The following is a 24,240-nucleotide window of genomic DNA, read 5'->3' on the forward strand; positions in this document are numbered from 1 at the left end:
TAGAGTGCGAAGCACTCTTAAGGTTTTTTATACGGGACGAGGCTGGGCTAAATTGGATAAATTCAATCAAGTGATTGCTCGGTAATTAATAACGCAAGGGTTGAGTGGCTGCAAACTGCGTCTTAACGAGATTAAACATAAATTTGAAAAATTCAGTCAAATTATTGCTCGGTAACTCAAAGCGCTGGGATTGAGTGCCATCAAACTGTGTGGAAGTGAACAGACAAAGCGAAAATTAATCGATTTTCTACTTCTGGTCTACTCCCTGTGTCACTCGATTTTCTTTTAATAGTTCTCCGGATTGGGTGATATGGGCCCCAATTAAGTCACCACCATAAACAGCACCACCATCGATACCGAACTTTCCTTGATGATGCCAAATTGATAAATCACCTGGTGTGGCATTTAAAAGCTTAACGGGTGTATGACCAAAAATAATTTTTTTACCGGTTCGATTATCGCCCACATGAAAAGGGTCACGAATCCAATAAAAATCACTTGGTTTAGATTGCTTCCAATCGATTAATTGTAAATCGACTCCCGCATGAACAATAATCCATTCACCGTATTCAAGATACAAAGGTAAATTTTCTAGCCACGCCATCAAATGAGGATAATTTTCGATTGTTAAATTAACTAACTCATCCAATTGAAAATCATTTATCTCATCAAGTGCTAAGTGATTAAGAGAAGCTAAAGTAGTAGCTCCTCCATTTCTTTGATACAAATCCCATGCCTGATTAGGATGTTGTAAAAAATCAAGAAAAAGCGCCTCATGATTCCCCATAATCACTTTTGCATCGTACTCTTTTTGTAATGACCAAACTAACTCAAGTGTTTTAAAGATTTGCGGTCCCCGATCAATTAAATCGCCTACAAAGATTAATTCCTCTTCTTCAGGAGTCCAATATGTTAAAAGCTGTTTTAACATTTGGTATTCCCCATGGATATCTCCTATTACAAAGGCACGCTCTTTCATATAACACCTCCAAATTAATGAATTTTAACTAATTTCAACCCTATTCTTTGTTTAACTAAGTCTAATTGAATGACTTCAACATCCACAATTTGACCCACCGCTACAATCTCATTTGGATGATTCACACGACGTTTATTGGTTAATTTAGAAATATGAATTAAGCCATCTTGTTTTACACCGATGTCAACAAAGGCACCAAAGTCAACGACGTTGCGTACCACTCCTTCTAATTCCATTCCAACTTTTAAATCTTCCATTTTTAAGACATCACTTCTTAATTGTGGTGTCGGTTGTCCGTCACGAATATCCGCGGTTGGATTTTTTAACCCTTCAATAATATCGATTAAGGTCTCTTTTCCAACATTTAATTCTTTGACTAATTGATTTAAATCTAATTTTGCTAATAAATCATTTGCTTCTTTTGAACCCAATGCTTTTTGGTCAATCGCTAATTTCGCTAAAATTTGCTCAGCAATCGGATAGCTTTCCGGGTGAATATTAGTTTGGTCAAGTGGATTACCTCCCCCTAAAACACGCAAGAAACCAATTGCTTGCTCATAAGTTTTAGGACCCATCCGTTTTACATCTTTCACTTGTTCACGATTTGAAAAATGTCCTAACTCCTCACGCAAATCCACAATATTTTTTGCTGTGGTCTTAGTTAAACCTGAAACGCGTTGTAATAATGGAATACTAGCAGTATTAATATCCACGCCCACTTGGTTTACAGTCATATTTACCACGAAATCTAATTGTTCATTCAATGATTTTTGCGCCACATCATGTTGATATTGACCGACACCAATTGATTTGGGATCAATCTTAATCAATTCTGCCAATGGATCTTGCACTCGGCGAGCAATACTTACCGCACTACGTTCAGAAGCTTCCCAATCTGGAAATTCCTGACGCGCAATCTCACTGGCACTATAAACCGAGGCTCCAGCTTCACTCACCACCAAATATTGAACTTTTCGATCCAGAGAATGAATCACTTCACTGACAAACAATTCAGATTCACGACTGGCAGTTCCATTTCCGATCGCAATTAATTCCACCTGATGACGATTAATAATATCGGTTAATTGTTGCCCAGCTTTAGCCCATTTCGCTTCATGTTGCGCTTTAGTATCAGCTCCAACGGATTTTTCATGTGGATAGATAACGGCTTTTTCTAAGACCGCACCCGTCTCATTGATGACAGCTAATTTGCATCCTGTTCGATAAGCAGGGTCAAAACCTAACACTACTTTACCTTTTAATGGTGCAGTTAATAATAAGTTACGTAAGTTTTCACCAAAAACTTCAATTGCTTGTAAATCGGCTTTTTCCGTTGTTTCAGCACGTAACTCTCTTTCGATGGCTGGTCCAATAAATCGTTTGTAACTATCTTGAATCGCATTTTGAATAAAAGTTACTTGTGCTGAAGGTAAATCTGCTTCAATAAAACGTTTTTCAATATAACGATAAACCGGCTCTTCATCAATATTGATTTTAACCGTAATAACATCTTCTCTTTCTGCACGATTAATGGCTAAAGTATTATGCTCTTTGACTTTATCCAATTTTTCAGAGAAATCATAATACATATGATAAACTTGTTGCGGGTCTTTCTCTTGATTTTTTAAACTGGTTTGAATGATCGCATTATAACGACTGTATTTACGAATAAATTCGCGGTATTCTGCATTATCGGATACTTTTTGAGCAATAATTTCATGAGCACCTGCTAATGCTTCTTCAGCGGTTGTCACCTCATCCTGAATAAATTCATTCGCTTTATCGCTGAGATTAATCGGTTCTTTATTTGATAATATCCAATCTGCTAATGGTTCTAAACCTTGTTCAATCGCCACCATTGCTTTAGTACGACGTTTTTGTTTATAAGGACGATACAAGTCTTCTACTTGTTGTAGTGTTTGGGCTTGTTCGATTGCCACTCTTAATTCTTCGGTTAACTTATCTTGTTCTTCAATTAATCTCGTCACTTCTTCTTTACGAGTTGACAAGTTAATTAAATATTGATGGCGTTGCTCTATAGTATAAATTTGAACTTCATCTAATGATCCCGTCATCTCTTTACGGTATCGAGCAATAAAAGGAATGGTACTACCTTCTGCTAATAATTTTAATGTAGCTTCAACCTGTTTGATTGAAATGCCGGTTTCTTTACTAATCTGTTGATTAAATAATTCTGACATAATATCCTCTTTCCGATTTGTATACTAAACACAAATTTTAATTCATTTCATAATGATGATTATAACATATTTCTACTGATTTGAAGCCATTAAACACTTATTTTGACTAATTTTATGGTCTCTGCTATTAAAAACACGAACATTCAATTCAAATCGAATGATATATTTAATTTTCTTGTTGAACGTTCTGATTCTTTTGCTATACTCATTCTGTATTCAAAATTTAGGAGGTCTTTTTTTGTGGATAAATTTTTCAAATTAAAAGAAAATGGCACCACTGTTTCAACTGAAATTTCTGCGGGGATTACGACATTCTTAGCAATGTCTTATATCATGTTCGTTAACCCGTCTATCCTTGCGTTAACGGGTATGCCAAATCAAGCAGTCTTTTTAGCAACGGTCTTCGCTGCTGCTGTTTCAACTTTGGCGATGGGATTATTAGCGAATGTTCCTTATGCTTTGGCACCTGGTATGGGGTTAAATGCATTCTTTACTTTTACGGTTGTATTTGGTTTAGGTTTTACTTGGCAAGAAGCGTTGTCAATGGTATTTATTTGTGGGGTCTTTAATGTTTTAATTACGGTTACTAAAGTACGTAAATCTTTAATTAAAGCTATCCCAGAAAGTTTACAACATGCGATTTCAGCTGGGATTGGTGTTTTCATTGCATATATCGGAATTAAAAATGGTAACTTATTACAATTTACCATCGATGGGATTAATTTAATTTCAGTCAATGGTGGCGATCCTACCGCTGAATCATTCCCTGGTGGTATTTCATCAGTCCTTGCGAATAGTGGGGCAGTGCCTGAATTAGTTAACTTTACCAATCCTACTTCTTTACTAACGCTTATCGGTTTAGCTATCACGATTGCTTTAATGATTCGTGGTGTAAAATCAGCTATTTTATTAGGTATTATTTTAACAACACTAATTGGAATTCCTTTAGGCGTAGTAGATTTAGGTTCAATTGATTGGGCAGGTAATTCTGTTGCGAGTGCTTTCGCAGCTTTAGATGAAACCTTCTTAGTTATTTTCACACCAGCAGGTTTACCTTCGCTATTTGGTGATATCTCTCGTTTACCAATTGTTTTAATCACTATTTTTGCTTTTAGCTTATCAGATGTTTTCGACACAATCGGTACTTTCATTGGGACTGGTCGTCGTACCGGTATTTTCTCTGATGAGGATATCAATGCTTTAGAAACTAGCTCTGGATTTAATTCAAAAATGGACCGCGCTTTATTCGGCGATTCGATCGGTACTTTAATTGGTGCTTTATTTGGAACATCCAACACGACAACTTTCGTAGAATCGGCAGCAGGAATCGGTGAAGGTGGACGTACAGGTTTAACTTCTGTTTCAACGGCTGTAATGTTTATCCTATCAATTTTTATCGCACCTATTATCGGAATTGTACCAGCGTCAGCAACAGCACCTGCTTTAATTTTAGTTGGGGTATTAATGTTATCGTCATTAGCTGATATTAATTGGGCTGACTTTGCTGAAGCGGTACCGGCATTCTTTGCTTCCATCTTCATGGGATTAGCTTATTCAATCTCATACGGAATTGCCGCAGGATTCTTTGCTTATTGCTTAGTAAAAATTGTTCAAGGTAAAGCAAAAGAAATTCATCCTATCTTATGGATTTCAGTAGTTTTATTCGCAATTAATTTTATTGCTTTAGCTATCATCTAAAATTTTCAGATTAAAGGGAGTGGCAGGAAGTAGAAAATTAAATGATTTTCTACTTCTGGTCTACTCCCCCTTTTTTATTTCTATAGAAACAACTAAAAACCATAGGATTGACGTCTGATAGGCGTCCTCCTATGGTTTATTAACTCAGTACATCTTACGGATTATCAAAATCACTCTTACCGATGAATTTAAACAATGACTAAAGGATTTATTTATTGTCTATTCAATTAAAAAACTAACCAACAAAGTATAAACACTCCCCTATTCCACTGCTTAAATCTGCTCAATAACGAAAATTCTTAAGATATTCCACCTAAATTACTTATTTATTGATCACAGCTAATCCTTCTTGATAGAAAACTTCCATATCAGCAGCAGGAACCATGCTACCACCTGTCGCCCAAGCAATATGAGTGGCGTTTTGCATTTTACCTTGTAAATTCTTCATTGTAATATAGTCTTGCCCTTCAGCTGTGGTAAATAGACGTATTGGTCCAGGTACACCCGCTAAAGCGGCTGGTTCTAAATTAATTGCTTCTAAATCAACCATTTTAGATAATAATAGTTGTACTTCCTCTTCTTCTACTGAATAACCACCATCGAAGAAATTACTCATTAATTCCGCTACAAATCCTGAAGTTCTCGGAACAGCTAAACCATCCATATTCGTTTTTCCATCGATTTTGAAATCATCAACGGAAACTTTGTCAAACTGCTCCGTAATTTGACCTAATAACATTGACGGCATATGAGTCGGTTGGGCAAAGAAACAATGAACATTATCACCATACACTTGTTTTAGACCAAAAGCTGTACCACCAGGGCTACCTCCAATACCACATGGTGAGTAGACAAACAATGGATGGTCAGCGTCTACTTTAATACCCATTTCTTCTAATTGTTTTTCTAAGCGAAGAGCAGCCACTGTATAACCTAAAAATAATTCTATAGAATGTTCATCATCGACAAAATATGATTTAGGATCAGCATCTGATTGAGCACGTCCTTGACAGACTGCTTCAGTGAAGTTGGTATCATGTTCGATAACATTCACACCTTTAGAGCGCAATAAGTCTTTCTTCCATTGTTTTGCTTCAATCGACATATGAACCGTCACTTCAAAACCTAATTTAGCACTCATCACACCGACACTGATTCCTAGATTCCCCGTTGTTCCCACGACAATTTTATATTGACGGAAAAACGATTGAAATTCTTCACTTGAAAATTTAGTATAATCATCTTCAATGCCTTTTAACAAGCCATGTTCTAGTGCTAATGTTTCAGCATATTTTAACACTTCGTAAATAGCACCACGTGCTTTAATTGTTCCGGCAATTGGCAAAGTGTCATCACGTTTTAAATAAAAATCGCCTAGTATGGTCGTATTATTTTTATCTTCTAAATATTCTTTTAATGGTGCCAGTTTTGTTAAACCTGATTCAATTAAACCATTCATTGGCGCCGTCTCAGGAAATTCTTGCATAATAAATGGTGCAAAACGCTCTAAACGAGCTTCGGCATCTTGAACATCTGCCATTGAATAAGCTACCTTTTTAGATGCTTCTTCAAAATTATCTTTATGCTTATTGATCCAGAAAACTGGTTTTAAATTCATAATATCATTAAGGTACTGAACTTTTTCAGACCATTCAATATTGTTTATTTTTGTCATATTAATCCTCCTGATAAGTTTTACTTCGTCATTGTATCAAATTTCACACTGTTTGAGTGCTATTTTGTTGATTTTTATTTAAATTCTCATTTAACTGAAAAGAAAGAGCACTTTTCAGTACTCTTTAGTCATTATATATAATTGGATAGAATCAGTTGATTATAATAGAAAGCTCACTAATTTTTTACTCTGTCTGGCTGATTGTGCTAAACAGAATTGATAAAAGCCTACACCCAACTCAAAGATGGCGGCTTGTTTATCCATGAGTGTGACAATATAACTTTCTGGGTATTTAGGCAACTCTCTAGTTGCACCAAACATATGTTTAACGATAATATCTTGTTCAAGATCTGATATCTCAGTAATTTTTAAAGCGTTTTGTAAGGCAATTCGTGGGTGTTCCCAATTGTGGCCCTTGCCCCCTACTTGATGTTTATCTGCACTATCATAGTAGAACAAATCATGTAATAAACCTGCACGCGCAATGGCACGTGTATTAAGATTAAAACGTTTTGCCCAACGATAACTACGATACGATACCGATAAAGAATGCGATAAACGGTCTGTCACTAAATGATGAACGTAATTCTTTAGGCATTGTACCTCTTCTAATTCAATTAAATCTTCAATCAATGCCATATATTCTGCATCATTTTGCCAATCCAAAGCCATCTAAACACTCCTTGTTGATTAATTCAAAATCATTATAACAAAAAGATTTGCATTTTTGTTGAAAATAAGATGTAAATTTAGTTAAATATGTAAATTTTGTTTGAATTTTATTGCCATTATTACAGATGGTTTCATAAGTTTATTATGAAAGCGAAAACAATTGTTTAAAGTGGTCTTGAAAAATAAAGACATTCGTGCCCACTGATTTTCAGAAAAACCGGAAAGCTATCTTGAAAAACAAAAAAATCGCGTTGGTTTTGAAAAACGAAAAAGAATATTCGAATTAGTTTTGAAAAATGAAAACAAACTTATGTATACACTATTCAAAAAATAACAAGGAGTAAACGAAAGAATTGAAATTTATATCATTCCAATCTTTTCGCTCACTCCATTAGTGATATAATAAAGACCGTTTTCACTATTAAAAAACAATAACTGGCATTCCGTAGTATACTAATTCAAATACTTGTCCCATCACACTCGGTGGTGTATTAACACATCCTAAGGATCCCGAATTTAAATAAGCTTGTCCACCAAAAGTTCCTTGCCAATTAGCATCATGAATCCCTTGAGCTTGATCGTCAAAGGCAATCCAATATTGAACTGGTTGTTCATAATCAATATCTGTATGCGGATTATAGCCTCGCAATACCGAAGGTGACTCCATATTCCATACTCGATAAGCCCCCGGTATTGTGTTGGTACCTGTTTTTCCAGTTACCACCGGTGTTTGCAATACTAGAACACCATCTAAGTAAATAAACATGGTTTGATTTAAGATATCGACTTCAACATAAGAATTGCCAACACTATCGCCCATACCATAGCCATCGCCGCCGATAACCGGTTCACGAGTAATGGTCGATCCCTCATGAATATTAGCAATAATATTGTCTGGCTCGGTATGACGGTCAATATACCAGCCATAGGTTCCTGGTTGGATTGTAACCTCTCCTTGATAAGTACTCATAAATTGACGCGGCTGAAAAAGACCGGCATATTGATAATTTAAGTCACGTATATAATCTTCAACTAACGCGCGATCGACTTGCGGTGCACCCTCTTCATCGATATAAATCCAACTCGCAATATTTTCTTTTGGTATGGTAACTTCATTGCCATCAAAAGCTAATGTTATCTGACTTGATTCCATTACAGCAATTTTCTGCAAATTATCATTCAATGTTGGGTCTTCTTTTTTAATTTGAGGTTGGATATAGGCATCTTTCAAATCGACTTCTAATTGATTATGATTAAGAGCTGAAAATAGCGTTTGGGTCATACTTTCATTATTAATTTGATTACCGTACACTTCTGGAATAATCGAAAAGACATTGTCATCATCTAAAATATAAGCATCCTCAGCAGGCGTTCTTTCTTCATTGTTAACCCCTAAACTATAAATCAAATCCGTAATGATTGCCTCATCAAATTGAACGGTTTCTGGATTCACTTGGAGTTCTGATCGCTTCAGTTTAAGTAATGCTAATGGCCAATCAGTGGCATTTTGTTCGGTCATTAATTGAGTTAATTGTTCATCGTAATGACTGGTTACGCCTAAATCTTTCATGGCCACAGTCCCAATTGGTTGTTCATTTTCATTAAATAAAATGATTTTATTTTCTAGTTCACTCTGAATTTTAGTCTTTGCTGATTCAATTGATTGATTGCTAATCGATTGTCCGGCTACTGTAGTACTCGGTAAATAATGCCCTTGATAATATAAGACACCGATTCCATAAATCAATAATAATAAAAGAATTACTCCACCAGCAATCCCAAAACCTAATTGCTTGCGATTAAACTTTGACAATTGCATACTCTCTCACCTCTGTCTATTCTCTCTCATTAATTATAGGTAACTCTAATAAAATGAGCAATTAGAATGCCTATGCTCTAGCCTATATTTCAATATTTTAACATACTTTTAAATATAAAAAAACACCGCTAATCGCGGTGATAACAAACAGTGAATTCATACTATTTTAGTTAAATTTTCCTCTTTTACGATGGGTTAATTGGATATAACGTTCATACCAGATTTCAATGAATTCCGGTGAGAACGGTCCTTTCTCTTCTTCAATCCATCGTACTAGCTCTTGGATATTATATTTTAAAATACGATCAATTTCATCTGGATAATGATATTTACGTCCATGAATTTCGTATTCATCAAGATCTAATAATCGCTTTTCGCCATCTGGAAACACTTTGATATCTAAATCGTAATCGATGTATTTCAAGGCTTCTTGATCTATTAAATAAGGAGAAGCCAAATTACAATAATAAGTAACACCGCGTTTGCGAATCATCGCTACAATATTAAACCAAAAATGTTTATGATAATAAAGTAACGCTGCTTCACGAGTTACCCATCTGCGACCATCAGATTCAGTTACCAACGTATGGTCATTACAACCGATAATCGACTGATCACTAGTTTTTAAAACCATTGTATCACGCCAAGTACGATGCAATGAGCCATCATGTTTATAACTCTTAATAGTGATGAATTCACCCTCTTTTGGTTGCTTCATCACTCATCCTACCTTCTGTTTGTCAATCAAGACGACCAAGGTCATCTTCCATCTTTAATATTGTAACATACTTGTCATTAAATAGGTATATAAATACAAATCATTTTCACAAACCAAACGAAATATTCGTTAAATTTTATTTCCAAGCAAAAGGCAAAAAATACTTTGGTCAGCCCGCAGTGGGTATTAAGCAGTATAAAATTTTATGGTTTTCATATTGTGTGCTCACCCGCACATAGTTGGGATTTGACCCGTCATTAAGACGCAGATTGAGACCACTCTACTTCTGTGAAGTTAAATCACTAAAAAAGAAAATAAAGATGTGACCGAACCTATTAAGTTATGGTCACATCTTCCCGGCTTATTTTGTTTATTTCTTAATAATCATTTGAATCGCTTGATCAATTTTGGCATTTTGTACTTCAGAATCTGCTTCAGGATTTTCTAAGCAATCACGCAAATTTTGCGCCACAATAATCCCCATTATGCGATCAACACTTGAACGAACTGCACTTAATTGGGTAATCACATCCATACAATCCTGTTCTTCTTCAATCATTTTTTGGATTCCTCTTAATTGACCTTCAGTTCTTTTTAATCGATTTAAAATCGATTTATCGCAACTAGTCAAATGCAACATCACCTTTCCATGCCGACATTCCAGCCATCACATTGGTCACATCAAACCCATGTGCACTTAAAAATTCACATGCCATAGCTGATCGTCCACCAGAATGACAAATAACATGATAATGTTTTGATGAATCTAAATCATTGACCAACTCACTTATTTGACTTAAAGGTAGGTGAAGGGCATTTTTAATATGTCCATTATTATACTCATCCAATTCACGAACATCAAGTACGGTCAAGTCATCGTGTTTTAAATCTTGTTCAAATTCAACCATCATTTTGCTTTTATACATGTACAATTTCCTCCGGTTTCATTAAATGATACAGTGAGAAAGCTCCATCTAAGTTTTCTACTGTAAATCCGTGTTGTTTTAAGATACGTTCACCAATATAACTACGTAAGCCACTATGACAAGTAATAATATACGGTTGGTTCTTATCCAATTCCGCTAATCGCTCACGTAATTGATCGAGTGGAATATGAATCGCCTCTTTAAAACGACCATTGCGTTGTAATTCCCCATCATTACGCACATCTAACAATATTTTGCCTTTAGTTAATTCATCGGCTAATTCATACCATTGAATGGAATCCGTCACACCCGTTGCTAAGTTAGAAGCCGCATAACCCGCCATATTAACGGGGTCTTTCGCTGAACCAAATGGTGGTGCGTAGGTAAACTCTAATTCTGGTAAATCAAAAATCGTTAATCCACCTTTAATAGCCGTTGCTATAATATCAATTCGCTTGTCCACGCCATCTTTGCCGACGGCTTGTGCGCCATAAATTTCACCTGTTTGGCGATTAAAGACTAATTTCAAATGAATATCTTCAGCACCTGGGAAATAACTGGCATGACTTTTACCACTAATATGGACCACTGATGGGGTTAATCCGGCTAATTTGGCAGTGCGTTCGTTCAATCCAGTTGAAGCAGCAACCATTTCAAACACACGCACAATCGCGGTTCCAATGCTTCCTTTATTGCTACTTTCTAAACCGGCAATAATATCAGCAACTTGACGTCCTTGACGGTTAGCTGGAGAGGCTAACGAAATTAAGGCATCTTGACCGGTAATTTGTTGTTTCACGACAATGGCATCGCCAACTGCATATATATCGGGTACATTCGTACGGTATTGGTCATCAACAACAATCCCTCCACGCAAACCTAATTCAATTCCCGCTTCTTTGGCTAAGCTATTTTCCGGTTGCACACCGACCGATAAAATATTTAAATCAGAATTTAAGGTAGAGCCATCCTCTAATAGTAAAGTGTGGCCTTGTTCTTTAAATTCGACTACCGATTGATTGGTCATGACTTTAATATTATTTTTTTCTAATTCTAATAAGATATGTTGGGCCATTTCTACATCTAAAGGCGGTAAAACATGTGGCGCTTTTTCAACAATTGTTACGGCTAAACCTAATTTTGCTAAGTTCTCTGCCATTTCAATACCAATAAAGCCCGCACCGATTACTGTTGCTTGTTTAACTTTATTATCTTTCAAATTAGCCATGATCCCATCTAAGTCAGGAATACTACGTAATATATGTGTGTTGTCGGTTGCTTCCAATCCGATTATCGGTGGCACAAATGGCTTAGCTCCTGGTGATAAGATTAGTACATCATATGGTTCAGTTGATTTTTGCCCTTCATTTTGAACCGTCACCGTTTTTGTTTGCGGATCAATTGATAGCACTTCGGTATTCGGTCTAACATCTAAATCAAAGCGGGCGCGTAAAGCTTCCGGTGATTGAACGATTAATTTTTGACGTTCAGCAATTTCGCCAGATACGTGGTAGGGTAATCCACAATTGGCAAACGATACATAAGATCCCTTATCAAAGACAATTATTTCTGCATCTTCCATTAATCGACGTAATCGAGTTGCGGCTGACATTCCACCAGCAACACCACCAACAATTAAAATCTTTTTCATTTATTATCCTCCTTTGACTGGCCCATGCCAGGCATTCATTCCGCCACTAACATTTTTCACTTGATAGCCTTTTTTCACTAAAGCTTTGGCTGCTTGACGACTTCTCATACCACTTTGGCAAATGACTAAAATAGGCTTATCTTTACTGCCTTGAAACAATTGTATTTGTGCTAAGGGATGATTGACTGCACCGCTTATATGCCCGCTTTTAAATTCTGCTGGTGTTCGCACATCCAATAATTGATACTTTTTTAATAGCTGATTGTTAATTTCATCAGCTTTGATTGCTTCTACTCTGGGTCCAAAAAACCACATATTTTACCTCCTTGTAATTTTATACTCAACCCTATATACCCCTATGGGTATAATTAAACTATATTATTTTACTTCTGTCAAATATAAAAATTCATTTACTGGTAATTATTTAAGGGGAATTTGTTTCAAACACCTGTTTAAGACCAAGTTTGAGCCTACTAAACCACAGCGCTTTTAATGAAATAGGTATGACTTAACAGAATTTAAAAAATTACAATCAGCCTCTACCCTTTTAGATTAGCTAAGCTCTGATTGTCGGCCGGCCCCTAACTTTGAGACAATCCCTCATCCCGACTCATTATATAATTCAAAAAGATTGTAAGCACTTACTATGGTTATTATTGACACATTCTGATATGATTAGAGTGAGACAAAGATGAATAAATTATTACATTAATCAATAAGAAAAGAGGGAGGATATTATGGTAAAAAATTCAAAAGAAATGCTACAACAGATTTATCAAGATGTAGACAAGTTATATCAATATGTTTTAACGAATGGCCGACATTTTTATGACCGTTGGCAAGATAAAATTGAACGTCAAGAATTTATCGAACCTGCTAAAAACTTAGCTGCCTATCTTGCTTTACGACAACAAGATTTAAGGCCTTTACAACAAAAATTAATCCCCTTAGGGTTATCGTCGATTGGTCGTTCGGAAGCTAAAACGATTGTGACGCTGCAAGCTTTAAGAGCTAATCTAGCCAATTTAGCTGGCCATGAGACCAGTCATGACTATCCAACAGTCGAGCAATTCAATCAAGGTATCCAGCTACTCGATCAACAAGCCGACAAAATTTTCGGACCTGCCCCGGAAGACTATCGAACCCGCATTATGGTTACTTTACCGACTGAAGCGGCCACTGATGTTAAACTAATCGATGAAATGCTACGGGCTGGGATGAATGTGGCACGCATTAACTGTTCTCATGATAACCCAGAAATCTGGCAACAAATGATTGAATTAGTTCGAGACCGCTGCAAAAAGCTCAATAAAACAGTCAAGATTCAAATGGATATTGCGGGTCCGAAATTAAGGGTCGATTGGGTATTTTCTTATTTTAAAAAGAATAAAGTCAAAGTAGGAGACCATGTTAAGTTACTTTCTGATATTAAACATATTGAAGCCAATTCAGACTATGTCGTTTATTTAGGTTGTCCCTTCCCTTGTGTTTACAAACAGATAAAAGAGGGCGATCGGGTATTTTTTGATGACGGAGCTTTTAGAGCTCATGTCATTGAAGTTCAAGAACATGGGGCTGTCTTAAAAATCGATCAAGTAAAAGGGGGTTCTGGTCGTATTAAAGCTCAAAAAGGCATTAACTTCCCAGACACTTTGCTAAATATCGATATTATCGATCAAAAAGATGAACAAGATATAGCCTTTGCAGCAAAATGGGCTGATATAATCAATCTTTCTTTTATTCGCAGTAAAAAAGATGTTGAAGACATTCAAGCTAAATTAAAAGAACTACTTGGCGATAAAGCGAATCAAATGCAATTAATGGTTAAAATTGAAAACAGCCAAGCCGTTGAAAATATTGTTGAAATTATTATGACCGCTGCCAGTAAAAACCCTACAGCGATCATGATTGCCCGTGGCGATTTGGCTGTTGAAGCAGGATACGTTCGCTTAGCTGAATTACAACAAGAAATCATGTGGATTTGTGAAGCTGCTTCGGTTCCAGTAGTGTGGGCAACCGAAGTACTCGCTAACCTCGTTGATAATGGTATTCCAGCGCGTGCAGAATTGACTGACGTGGTGGAAGGAGCGCGTAGTGAATGTGTGATGTTAAATAAAGGTGACTTTATTGTTCCTGCTATCAAATTATTAGCGAAGATATTGAAAAAAGTGGAGATTAATCAATTTAAGAAAACACCACAATTAAGAGCCTTGAATATTGCTAAACAAGCAGGCCAATATACTTTAGACGAATAACAAAAAACTCTCCCAGTGAAACTTTCATTTCATTGGGGGAGTTTTGTGTTGAGGTTATGTCCCTAAAGACAACAGTCTCAAATTAACTAGACTTACCAAGCGTTTTGCTTAAAGTCTATTTATGTTATGCCTCTTCCACATTTCTTGTTTGTTGCATTTCATAGTATAATCCTTGTTGCTTCATCAGACTTTGATGATTACCTTGTTCCACTATTTGGCCATTTTGCATCACCAAGATTAAGTCCGCTGTTTGAATGGTCGATAATCGGTGGGCAATAATAAAGCTAGTACGTCCTTGCATTAATTGTTCAAAGGCACTTTGAATAAGAATTTCCGTTCGCGTATCAATTGATGACGTCGCTTCATCCAGGATTAACAATTGTGGAACTCTAACAAATAAGCGAGCAATCGATAATAATTGTTGTTGTCCGATTGATAAAGCATCGCCACCATTATCCAAATAGGTGTCATACCCCTGTGGTAATTGTTGAATAAAATGATCCGCATGGGCTGCTTTTGCAGCTTCTACTACTAACTCACGCGTGGCATTAGGATACCCAAAGGCGATATTTTCATGAACGGTGGCCGATTTAAGCCAAGTTTCTTGTAACACCATCCCAAAGTTTTCACGATAAGATTGACGAGTATACTCCATGATAGGCGTTCCATCTAATAAAATGTGTCCTTGATTCACGTCATAAAATCGCATTAATAAATTAATCAAAGTCGATTTACCTGCTCCGGTTGGCCCGACGATTGCCACTCTTTTACCAGCTTTTACTGCTAAATTCAAATCTTCAATTAACGGACGGTCTGGCACATAACTAAAGTCGACTTGTTGAAAGTCAACACGCCCTTCCACTGAATCGGCATTTAATTGTTGAGTGCCCGTTTCTACTTCACTCGGCTGATCTAAAATTTCAAATAAGCGTTCAGCACAAGCAAAAGCACCTTGAATTTCAGCTAAGACACTCGAAATATCGTTAAACGGTTTAGTGTATTGATTAACATAATTTAAAAAGGTCGTTAACTCACCGACGGTGAAATTACCTTTAATAATACGCGTGGCACCTACAAAGGTTAACAATGCATAGATCGTCGCATTGATAAAGCGTGTCGCCGGATTGGTAATCGATGAATAGAAAATCGCTGATTGTGAGTGATCGGCATATTGTTGATTGATTTGTTTAAATCGTTCATTGGTTGCCGGTTGTGCATTAAACACACGTAAAATCTCAATTTGTTGAATGCTCTCTTCAATCATCTGTGTTTGCTCACCACGAGATTCCGTTTGCTTCCTGAACAGACGATAACTTTTCCCCGCAATAATTCGCGCTAAAATCAATGACAATGGCGTTAAGGCAACGACCATTAACATCATCCGCCAATCAAGGCTGCCCATGGTAATAATGGTAACGACAATCGTTAGCACTCCTACAAAAAACTGATTAAAGACCATTAAAATACCATCACTCAATTGTTCGACATCGCTTACGACACGACTCACTAAATCTCCTGTTGATAATCGATCCACATAAGCTAATGGGAGATGGTGCAATTTCTCTAATACTTGTTGTCTTAATGCTGTTGTCGTGGTATAAACTAATCGATTATACAATAAAGGGGCTAGCCACTGGATGAGGGTATTACCAATAATCACGATGGCCATTTGAAATAATATTACTTTTAATGGTTCAAATTGTACCTGTCCTGGCCCTACAATCATATTAACTGCACGTCCTAATAATATCGGGATTAAAATTGAGAAAGCAACTTGTAAGACAGTCATTAACAACACCATCATTAACTGCCAACGATAGACGGTAAATAAACCAAGTAATCGTTTAAAGGTTGAAGTATTATTTTTATTCATCTTCCTTCACCTCCGCTACTTTTTGCGATTGATCAATTTCTCGATAAATCGGACACTCCACCAATAATTGAGCATGCGTTCCGAGTCCAATCTGTTTACCCTCATTCAACACTAAAATTTGATTGGCTGTTAAAACACTATGAGTTCGTTGTGAAATCATAATAATCGTCTTATCAGCAAAATGTTCTTGTAGTGCTTTTTGGAAATTAGCTTCTGTTAAATAATCCAAGGCAGAAGTTGAATCATCAAAAATATAGATTTCTGCTTCTTTAACTAAAGCCCGTGCTAACGTCAGACGTTGACGTTGACCACCGGAAAAATTACGTCCGAAGGCTTCTACTTTTGTATCGAGACCATTTTTCTCTTTAATAAAGCCATCTGCCTGGGCAACTTTTAACGCCTGCCACATCGCTTCATCGCTTGCATCCGGATTAGCTAATAATAAATTACTGCGTACGGTGCCCTTAAACAATGTCGCCAATTGAGGAACTAAGGCAATCGATTCCCGTAATTCATTACGGGTGTCGGTCTTTAATAATTGTGAATTGCCGCTAATTTGTCCAGCAGTTTGGTCGTAATTTTTAGTTAATAATTCAATTAAGGTTGATTTTCCTGAACCGGTACTCCCAATAATGCCAAAAAAGTCGCCTTTATTAATCGTAAAATTTAATTGTTCTAAAGCTGGCGCTTGGGTATTGGGATAATAAAATTGCACTTGACTAAATTCATACAATGACTGCGGATTTGTAACGGCAATTTGCTCAAAGGATGTGGCTTCATCTTCTAAATTAAAGACTTCCACGACTCGTTTAGCACTGGTCATCGCTTTATTCATGGTACTAATAACCATGGTTAATTTGATTAATTCTACTAAAATTTGTAATAGATAATTCACGAGGGCCACTAAGCCACCTTGCGTTAAACTACCGACATTTACCCACTGACTGCCTTGCCAAATAATTAATACCAAGCAAATATTGACAATCACATAGGTCAAAGGATTGGTTAGAACACTCCAATTCGCCGCTTTTAATTGTTCATGATTTAAGTGTTGGTTAGTACTCTTAAATTCTTCAATTTCTCTTGCTTCTTGTCTAAATGCACGAATGACACGCATCCCTTTTACTTGTTGTCGGGTCAATTGTACTAAATGATCCAGACGCTTTCTCACATTGGCAAACATCGGGCTCGTTAATTTTAAGATGCCTCCGACCACCACAAATAATAAGATAATCATTGTAGTAAAAATTAAGGCGACACGGCTTTCAATTTGCATCGCCATTACTAATGACCCAATGACAATAAAGGGAGAGCGTAAAAATAGCCTAAAAAAGATGTTAACGCCTGTTTGCATTTGGAAAGTATCGGAAGTCATGCGGTTAACTAAACTTGCCGGTGAATTTTTATCCACTTCCGCTTGGGGTAATGCCATAATTTTCTTAAAAAGATCATTGTTAAGCTGGCGAGTAAATCCAACCGCCGCTTTAGCCGAATAGTATTGAGCGGTGATAGCTAAAATAAACCCTACTAAGCCCACCACAATCATTAAGAATATGTATCTTAATACTTGCGAGGTCTCTCCTGAAGGAATCGCCTCATCAATGACGCGAGCAACAATCATCGGGACGGTTAATTCTAATAATGCTTCACATAGTTTAAATACAGGACCTAGAATACTTTCTTTTTGATAGCCCTTAAAATATTGTAATAGTTGTTTCATCGATTCACTCCTTCCCATCTCGCTTGAAGTTTCTGCTGTAAAGTTGAAATAGGATGTTCTTGATCACTAGCAGTCGTTGTGAGTCCTTGACTACCTGCTATTAGAGCCTGTAAATCATCTTCTAATTGAACCGGCACCACTTGTAAGTTCCAGGTCCGATGTGAGAAAACATGCTTCACTTTCGGCAAAGCAACAATCATTTGGCTCGGGTTCATCATCAGCTTTAACTTGAGCGACCCTAATCCTAATACTTCAAAATAATCCTCTAAGGGTGTTAACAATTCATCTTCAGTCGCACTATCTAAGACAATATCATACTCAAAAATTGGATAATGCCATAACCCTGTTAAGAGTTCATCAGCTGTATGTTGACGGTACAACACTGATCCCTTTACGTCTTGAATACGATACGCCAACATTTGATGTTTAGTATTTTTAATTTTCTTTTTTTTGACCGGATAGAGCGCAGCTGTTTCGTTAATAAACGATTGATCATAAGCCTTGATAGGACTGTCCTCTGGATAATAATTGGTCGGTGTCATCACCGTTGCCCCTAAATCCATCATCGCTTGATTAAAATCTCCGGGACGCTCTGGATCAATTAATTCATATAAAATTTCCGCAAAAATCTTTCTTGAACTTGGTTTTGAAATATCAGCATCCAATTCAAACATCCGGGCAGTCACTCTTAATAGATTACCATCAATGGCCGGCTCTACTAAGTCGAACGCCATGCTTCCAATCGCTGCTGCAGTATAGGGGCCTATTCCTTTTAATTTTAATAATTCCGGCATCGTTTGAGGCATCTGACCTTGATGATGTTCCATTATTTGTTGGGCAGCCACTTTTAAATTACGTGCACGCGAATAATACCCTAGACCTTGCCATAATAACAATAATTCCTGCTCATCAACATTAGCTAGTGCCTCAATTGTGGGTAATGCCGTAATAAATCGCTCAAAATAAGGAATAACCGTTGCTACTTGTGTCTGCTGTAACATAATTTCACTAATCCAAATATAATAAGGATTACGAGTGCGTCTCCATGGTAAATCACGTTTGTTTTGATCATACCAATCTAAGAGCGCTGCCCGAAATCCTTTGACTTTTTGATCATCCCATCCATATTTTGCTAAAACTTGAGTCACAAAAAGCTCCTTCCTCTTATTCAAAAAATCAAAGTGAGTGTCTGTCGAGTTATCATATCCTCTTTTTAAAGTAGCTTATTTACTCATTTTAAACACTCACTTGACTTTATTCTTCAATAAATGCTTCTTCATTTTCAGCCATCCACGCTTTAATTAAGTCATAATCAAAGCCCTTGCGCATCATACTTTCAGTCATTTTTTGCTTTAATTGAAACCCTGAATGTTTGCGGCGCCATTTACGTAATTGCTTTTCAGACTCTTTGGTTAATAAATCATCTTGTCGTTCTGCGCTAGCTGATAAATCCACTTCATGAATCACTTGTTGAATCAGATCATGATCATAGCCTTTGTTATGCAACATTTGTCGCGTCTTTTCAATCAGTTTTTTGGGTGGATATTGCTTTTTAATCCGCGCATATTTATCAGCGAGTGCTTGAGCATTTTCCACTTCTAACTCAGCAGGATATTCTTGCATCGCTTCCTCAATTAAATGCAGCGCGACCCCTTTTTGTTGCAATTCACGCCTTAATAATTCTGGCCCTTTTTGATTTAAATTAGCATGCGTGCGCACATATGATTGACTATAAAATAAGTCATTTAAGTATTTTTGTTCCGTCAATTTCTCAATCGCTTGTTCAATATATAATGCTTCATTAGGATGCGGTTGCTCCTCTTGTTCCTTATGGCGATCGGATAAATATTGCGTTAAATAGTCACGCGTTTCTTTTACCGTCTTTAAGCCATGGGCTAAATATTTTATCGCTTGATTATAAATCGAATGTTGATATTCTGCTTCGGCAATTTCATTTAAATCTTTAGCTGTGACCGTTTGTGCTTTAAACAAAGCAAATTTAACTAGGACGGCTTCATTGACTCCCATCCAAAATTCATCATCCACATAAAGTGAATAGCGTTCGCTATTTTTCTTTTGCTTTTCAATTTTCGTGATTTTCATTGAAGCCACCTCCTTCAATTGTTTTTCTAGTAATATTTAATTGATCTTGATTTAAAAATGACCGGTTAAACTGAGCATCCAACTGAGATGTGAGTTTGGGGCAAGAAGCAGAATTTAGCGAGATTTTGCCCAGTCTCACTCAACACTACGCACTAAAATAAATAGATGGAACCCAAATGATTTTTTTGTTTTTACCTGACAATACTCAACACTACGCTTGTCTTTAACAAGCACTTACTTGACTGTGTTTATCAATATTTACTTAGTTATTTTTAAAGCGAGCCATTTCCGTTAATAAATCATCCGCCATTTGTAATGATGAATCCGTAATGGTTTTTCCGGACATCATTTGTGCTAAGATTTCGCGGCGCTCATTAGTCGTTAAAGTATTGACGACCGTTGAGGTCCGATTATTGGCGACTTGTTTTTGAATATATAATTGTTCATGGGCAATGGCCGCTACCTGTGTCAAGTGGGTAATACAAAGCACTTGATTATGAAAGGCAATTTGGGCAATTTTTTCAGCAATCGCTTGTGCTACCCGACCCGATACACCGGTATCAATCTCATCAAAGACCATCGTATGTTCACTTAATTGGCGACTAAAAACAGCTTTTAAAGCTAGCATAAAACGTGAGAGTTCGCCACCACTGGCTACTTTAACGAGTGGTTTGCTTGCTTCACCGACGTTGGTCATCGCATAAAACTCTGCCTCGTCTTGCCCTTCAATTGATAAATTAATCCACTCTACCGTCCCTAGCTCATCTAATTCAATTTGTTCGGTTGCTAAAGTATTAAATCTTACTTCAAAGCGACTATGAGGCATATATAAATCTGCCAGTTCATGTTCAATCGCCGTGACTAACCCTTTGGCCAATTCTTGACGTTCAGCAGTTAATTGTTGTGCTAGTGTTAAGGCCTCTTGATAAGCTGTATTAAATTTTAAAGCTAAATCTTTTAAGTAAGCTTCGCGATTTCGAACTTGGTAAATTTCTTCAGAAATTTGATCATAATAATCCAAAATCTCGTCAATTTCCATGCCATACTTACGTTTCAATTGGCCTAACTCATTTAAACGGGCTTCGACCTCATCAATCGATTGATCCCCCGTATCAAAACCATCATTACTCATCGCCACTTGATGCGCGATTTCTTGTAAATCAATTCGAATCGATTTGACTTGATCTAAAATCGCTGGGTATTGATCATCAAAATCTTTAACTTGATTCAATTCATCAATCACTTCACTTAAATTTCCCAAAATACTACTGTCACTATTTGACATTAAATAATTAATCGATTCCATCGCGTGGGTTATCTTTGTCGCATTTTGCAATTTGGCACTAATGGCCTCTAATTGTTCATATTCTTCTTTGACTAAATGCGCTGCCTCAATCTCATTCACTTGGAACTCTAAAAAACTCAAGCGTTGCATTTGCTCTTGTTCATTTTTTTGACTCTTAAACCATTGGCGACGAATTGCAGCATACTGTTCGTACGCGGTTTGGTATTTTTCTTTTAATTGAATAAATTGTTGATCGCCTAATTGATCGACTAAACTTAAATGTTGCGTATTATCTAATAAGGCTTGGTGTTCATTTTGACCGTGGATATCGACTAAATGACTACCGATTCTTTTAAGGGCAGTGACATTTAATAATTGCCCATTCACCCGTATTAAATTTTTACCTTGACTGTTAATTTCACGGCGAATAATTAATCCATCTTCAAGTAAATGTTCCGTATCAATTGATAGCTCTTCTAATAATTGAATAAGCGCAGTGGGTTGCTCATTAAAAGAGAATAACCCTTCGACCACCAACTTTTCCCTATCTTGTCGAATGAATTCATTTGATCCACGTCCACCACATAAGATGCCTAAAGCGTCAATAATAATGGATTTTCCGGCACCTGTTTCTCCCGATAGAACGGTCATTCCTTGTGAAAAATCAATCGTTACTTGATCAATTATCGCAAAAGACTCAATGGTTAAACTTTGTAGCATAGTACACCTCAATTAAAATGTTTCATGTGCTTGTTTGACTACTTCTTCAATCTTAATCTGTTGCCAACTTTGATTATTTAATTGTTTGGCATTTTTTAATTTAGCTAAAAACTCAATATTTCCTTCACCACCGGTAATCGGTGAAAAAGTTAAATCTTCAACTGTATATCCAATTGAACTAGCAAATTGTAATACTTCTGTGACCACATCAATATGTGTTTGCTGATCTTTAACAATACCATTTTTTCCAACTCTCTCACGTCCAGCTTCAAACTGAGGTTTAATTAATGTTAATACATAACCATCTTGCGCTAGAATATCAATCAGCGGTGGCAAAATGAGTCTTAAGGAAATAAACGATACATCAATACTCGCGATGGTAGGCTCTCCCCTAGTAAAGTCGGCTGGTGTAGAATAACGAAAGTTTTGACGTTCCATGACTTCCACTCGTGGATCGACTCTCAATGAATAAGCGAGTTGATTGTAGCCAACATCGAGAGCATAACTCATTTCAGCGCCGAATTGTAACGCTGCATCAGTGAATCCACCAGTAGAAGCACCAATATCTAATAGCCGGTGACCGGCCATATCGATGTCAAATACCTTAATGGCTTTTTCTAATTTTAAGCCGCCTCGACTGACATAGGGCATTATTTTTCCTTTAATATGAAGTTCTGAGTCTACCGGTATTTTTTCACCTGGCTTATCGTAGCGTTGATTATTTTGATCGTAAATTTGTCCCGCCATAATTAAACGACGCGCTTGTTCTCTAGACTCGGTTAGACCGGCTTGGACAACTAGTTTATCTATTCTTTCTTTTTTCATTTTATAGCTCCAATGTTACAAATTGTAAGAAAACCTCAAGACTGTCATATGGTTTTCCAGTAGTCTCCGTTAGCTCTTTCAATGCTGAACGTGCCTCTTCTAAATCAGCATTCAAAGCCTCTTTTGCTCCCTCTAAGGTCAGTAAAGCCGGATAAGTAGCTTTATGTAATTCACTATCAGCTTGGGTTTTTTTACCCGTTTCAGTTGGTGTGCCAATTTCATCCATAATATCATTATGAATTTGGAAAGCCCGTCCAAAATGCGTGGCAAATGTTTCTAATAATTGACGTTCTGAAGTGGTTAGATTGGCAATAATGGCTGCCGCTTGCACTGCAAATAAAAAGAGTTTACCTGTTTTTAAATAATGAATATTCGCTAATTGTTCATGAGTGATCGTTTTATTTTCGGCTTGAATGTCAAACACTTGTCCTGCCACCATACCAACTGAACCAGCCGCTTGACTTAATAAACTGATTAATTTTACTTTTTGCTCAGGCTTCAATTGGTCATCATCAGCAATCATGCCAAACGCATCAGTTAATAAAGCGTCCCCAGCTAAAATAGCGGTTGCTTCATCAAATTTTTTGTGATTAGTTAACATACCACGGCGGTAGTCATCATTATCCATCGCTGGTAAATCATCATGGATGAGCGAATAAGTATGAATGGCTTCTAAGGCATTGGCGGTATTGAGACCTGCCTTTACTGCATCCATTGATTGAATCGCTAAGACCCATAATAACATGACGGGACGTGCTCTTTTACCGCCATTTAATAATGAATAGGTCATTGGTTCCATTAACTCAATTGGTGTCGTTTTATAACGTATATGCTGTTCTAATCCTTTTTCAAAAAATTCTGTAATGGTCTTTAATTCTAATATTTCCATTGTATTCTTTATCTTTAGCCTTATACATTAGGTACGTTAATAAAGCTAAAATCCTCCTTGTTAAAAATCGATTGTTATCTTTTACAAACTTACAAACATGACGCTTTCAGTTATCTTGCTAAATTTGACTGTAAATATCTGTCAAAGCTAGTGATATTATAACATAATCCACTAGTGTTCTCACACAATCAGTATACAAAGATAGTGTCAAATTATTGTTGGTTTTCCTCT

The 24,240-nt window shown here is 36.7% G+C and carries 19 protein-coding genes; 2 read left to right on the forward strand and 17 right to left on the reverse strand.

Annotated features, from left to right (window positions below; genetic code table 11):
* Window positions 1-247 precede the first annotated feature (247 nt).
* Window positions 248-979 carry a metallophosphoesterase family protein gene (locus HMPREF2811_RS00535; RefSeq protein WP_071407632.1) on the reverse strand — a complete coding sequence of 244 codons (732 nt, stop codon included), beginning with the start codon at window positions 977-979 and terminating at the stop codon, window positions 248-250.
* A 14-nt stretch (window positions 980-993) separates the two neighbouring features.
* A complete protein-coding gene (locus tag HMPREF2811_RS00540) occupies window positions 994-3,180 on the reverse strand; it encodes a Tex family protein (RefSeq protein ID WP_071407633.1) in 2,187 nt (728 codons plus the stop codon).
* A 240-nt stretch (window positions 3,181-3,420) separates the two neighbouring features.
* Between HMPREF2811_RS00540 and HMPREF2811_RS00545 the strand changes: the two genes are divergently transcribed.
* Complete coding sequence (locus HMPREF2811_RS00545) at window positions 3,421-4,878, forward strand: NCS2 family permease (RefSeq protein WP_071407634.1); 1,458 nt, start codon at window positions 3,421-3,423, stop codon at window positions 4,876-4,878.
* A gap of 322 nt (window positions 4,879-5,200) precedes the next feature.
* On the opposite strand, the gene HMPREF2811_RS00550 is transcribed toward HMPREF2811_RS00545, so the two are convergent.
* From HMPREF2811_RS00550 to HMPREF2811_RS00585, 8 genes are all read right to left on the reverse strand, one after another.
* Entirely contained in the window at window positions 5,201-6,553 is a 1,353-nt protein-coding gene (locus tag HMPREF2811_RS00550; RefSeq protein WP_168164920.1) for a D-serine ammonia-lyase, read from the reverse strand.
* A 159-nt stretch (window positions 6,554-6,712) separates the two neighbouring features.
* Window positions 6,713-7,225 (reverse strand): HD domain-containing protein, encoded by a 513-nt coding sequence (locus HMPREF2811_RS00555; protein ID WP_071407635.1) that lies wholly within the window; start codon window positions 7,223-7,225, stop codon window positions 6,713-6,715.
* Between the two features lie 421 nt (window positions 7,226-7,646).
* Window positions 7,647-9,044 carry a L,D-transpeptidase family protein gene (locus HMPREF2811_RS00560; RefSeq protein ID WP_071407636.1) on the reverse strand — a complete coding sequence of 466 codons (1,398 nt, stop codon included), beginning with the start codon at window positions 9,042-9,044 and terminating at the stop codon, window positions 7,647-7,649.
* Window positions 9,045-9,210: 166 nt separating this feature from the next.
* A complete protein-coding gene (locus HMPREF2811_RS00565) occupies window positions 9,211-9,762 on the reverse strand; it encodes a nucleoside tri-diphosphate phosphatase (protein ID WP_066125266.1) in 552 nt (183 codons plus the stop codon).
* Between the two features lie 370 nt (window positions 9,763-10,132).
* The gene (locus HMPREF2811_RS00570) at window positions 10,133-10,393 is read right to left on the reverse strand and encodes a metal-sensitive transcriptional regulator (RefSeq protein ID WP_101813413.1); all 261 of its coding nucleotides are present in this window, start codon (window positions 10,391-10,393) and stop codon (window positions 10,133-10,135) included.
* Window positions 10,386-10,688: a rhodanese-like domain-containing protein gene (locus tag HMPREF2811_RS00575; RefSeq protein ID WP_071407637.1), complete on the reverse strand. Its 303-nt coding sequence runs from the start codon at window positions 10,686-10,688 to the stop codon at window positions 10,386-10,388. The genes HMPREF2811_RS00570 and HMPREF2811_RS00575 overlap by 8 nt, the downstream gene beginning before the upstream one ends.
* Window positions 10,681-12,339, reverse strand: a complete 1,659-nt coding sequence (locus tag HMPREF2811_RS00580; RefSeq protein ID WP_071407638.1) for an FAD-dependent oxidoreductase — start codon at window positions 12,337-12,339, stop codon at window positions 10,681-10,683. The genes HMPREF2811_RS00575 and HMPREF2811_RS00580 overlap by 8 nt, the downstream gene beginning before the upstream one ends.
* A 3-nt stretch (window positions 12,340-12,342) precedes the next feature.
* A complete protein-coding gene (locus HMPREF2811_RS00585; protein WP_071407639.1) occupies window positions 12,343-12,654 on the reverse strand; it encodes a rhodanese-like domain-containing protein in 312 nt (103 codons plus the stop codon).
* 422 nt (window positions 12,655-13,076) lie between these two features.
* Between HMPREF2811_RS00585 and HMPREF2811_RS00590 the strand changes: the two genes are divergently transcribed.
* A complete protein-coding gene (locus HMPREF2811_RS00590) occupies window positions 13,077-14,594 on the forward strand; it encodes a pyruvate kinase (RefSeq protein WP_084801788.1) in 1,518 nt (505 codons plus the stop codon).
* A 124-nt stretch (window positions 14,595-14,718) separates the two neighbouring features.
* On the opposite strand, the gene HMPREF2811_RS00595 is transcribed toward HMPREF2811_RS00590, so the two are convergent.
* From HMPREF2811_RS00595 to HMPREF2811_RS00625, 7 genes are all read right to left on the reverse strand, one after another.
* Window positions 14,719-16,467 (reverse strand): ABC transporter ATP-binding protein, encoded by a 1,749-nt coding sequence (locus tag HMPREF2811_RS00595; protein WP_071407640.1) that lies wholly within the window; start codon window positions 16,465-16,467, stop codon window positions 14,719-14,721.
* On the reverse strand, window positions 16,460-18,187 hold the full coding sequence (locus HMPREF2811_RS00600; RefSeq protein WP_071407641.1) for an ABC transporter ATP-binding protein: 1,728 nt from the start codon (window positions 18,185-18,187) through the stop codon (window positions 16,460-16,462). The genes HMPREF2811_RS00595 and HMPREF2811_RS00600 overlap by 8 nt, the downstream gene beginning before the upstream one ends.
* Window positions 18,184-19,335 (reverse strand): A/G-specific adenine glycosylase, encoded by a 1,152-nt coding sequence (mutY, locus tag HMPREF2811_RS00605; RefSeq protein ID WP_071407642.1) that lies wholly within the window; start codon window positions 19,333-19,335, stop codon window positions 18,184-18,186. Before mutY ends, HMPREF2811_RS00600 begins: the two co-directional genes overlap by 4 nt.
* Window positions 19,336-19,441: 106 nt before the next feature.
* Window positions 19,442-20,290, reverse strand: a complete 849-nt coding sequence (recX, locus tag HMPREF2811_RS00610) for a recombination regulator RecX (protein ID WP_071407643.1) — start codon at window positions 20,288-20,290, stop codon at window positions 19,442-19,444.
* 262 nt (window positions 20,291-20,552) lie between these two features.
* Complete coding sequence (gene recN / locus HMPREF2811_RS00615) at window positions 20,553-22,295, reverse strand: DNA repair protein RecN (protein WP_071407644.1); 1,743 nt, start codon at window positions 22,293-22,295, stop codon at window positions 20,553-20,555.
* A 12-nt stretch (window positions 22,296-22,307) separates the two neighbouring features.
* Window positions 22,308-23,120, reverse strand: a complete 813-nt coding sequence (locus HMPREF2811_RS00620; protein WP_071407645.1) for a TlyA family RNA methyltransferase — start codon at window positions 23,118-23,120, stop codon at window positions 22,308-22,310.
* 1 nt (window position 23,121) lies between these two features.
* Window positions 23,122-24,009, reverse strand: a complete 888-nt coding sequence (locus HMPREF2811_RS00625) for a polyprenyl synthetase family protein (protein ID WP_071407646.1) — start codon at window positions 24,007-24,009, stop codon at window positions 23,122-23,124.
* Between the last annotated feature and the right edge of the window lie 231 nt (window positions 24,010-24,240).

Source organism: Globicatella sp. HMSC072A10, from assembly GCF_001811625.1.
Classification (GTDB): domain Bacteria; phylum Bacillota; class Bacilli; order Lactobacillales; family Aerococcaceae; genus Globicatella; species Globicatella sanguinis.

Bases quoted from the DNA above. Each gene is read 5' to 3' on its own strand.
- HMPREF2811_RS00555 (WP_071407635.1), bottom strand. From the start codon at position 7,225: ATGGCTTTGGATTGGCAAAATGATGCAGAATATATGGCATTGATTGAA.
- HMPREF2811_RS00565 (WP_066125266.1), bottom strand. From the start codon at position 9,762: ATGAAGCAACCAAAAGAGGGTGAATTCATCACTATTAAGAGTTATAAA.
- HMPREF2811_RS00580 (WP_071407638.1), bottom strand. From the start codon at position 12,339: ATGAAAAAGATTTTAATTGTTGGTGGTGTTGCTGGTGGAATGTCAGCC.
- HMPREF2811_RS00585 (WP_071407639.1), bottom strand. From the start codon at position 12,654: ATGTGGTTTTTTGGACCCAGAGTAGAAGCAATCAAAGCTGATGAAATT.
- HMPREF2811_RS00595 (WP_071407640.1), bottom strand. From the start codon at position 16,467: ATGAATAAAAATAATACTTCAACCTTTAAACGATTACTTGGTTTATTT.
- HMPREF2811_RS00620 (WP_071407645.1), bottom strand. From the start codon at position 23,120: ATGAAAAAAGAAAGAATAGATAAACTAGTTGTCCAAGCCGGTCTAACC.
- HMPREF2811_RS00575 (WP_071407637.1), bottom strand. From the start codon at position 10,688: ATGTATAAAAGCAAAATGATGGTTGAATTTGAACAAGATTTAAAACAC.
- HMPREF2811_RS00540 (WP_071407633.1), bottom strand. From the start codon at position 3,180: ATGTCAGAATTATTTAATCAACAGATTAGTAAAGAAACCGGCATTTCA.
- recN (WP_071407644.1), bottom strand. From the start codon at position 22,295: ATGCTACAAAGTTTAACCATTGAGTCTTTTGCGATAATTGATCAAGTA.
- HMPREF2811_RS00550 (WP_168164920.1), bottom strand. From the start codon at position 6,553: ATGACAAAAATAAACAATATTGAATGGTCTGAAAAAGTTCAGTACCTT.
- HMPREF2811_RS00535 (WP_071407632.1), bottom strand. From the start codon at position 979: ATGAAAGAGCGTGCCTTTGTAATAGGAGATATCCATGGGGAATACCAA.
- HMPREF2811_RS00590 (WP_084801788.1), top strand. From the start codon at position 13,077: ATGGTAAAAAATTCAAAAGAAATGCTACAACAGATTTATCAAGATGTA.
- HMPREF2811_RS00600 (WP_071407641.1), bottom strand. From the start codon at position 18,187: ATGAAACAACTATTACAATATTTTAAGGGCTATCAAAAAGAAAGTATT.
- HMPREF2811_RS00560 (WP_071407636.1), bottom strand. From the start codon at position 9,044: ATGCAATTGTCAAAGTTTAATCGCAAGCAATTAGGTTTTGGGATTGCT.
- HMPREF2811_RS00625 (WP_071407646.1), bottom strand. From the start codon at position 24,009: ATGGAAATATTAGAATTAAAGACCATTACAGAATTTTTTGAAAAAGGA.
- recX (WP_071407643.1), bottom strand. From the start codon at position 20,290: ATGAAAATCACGAAAATTGAAAAGCAAAAGAAAAATAGCGAACGCTAT.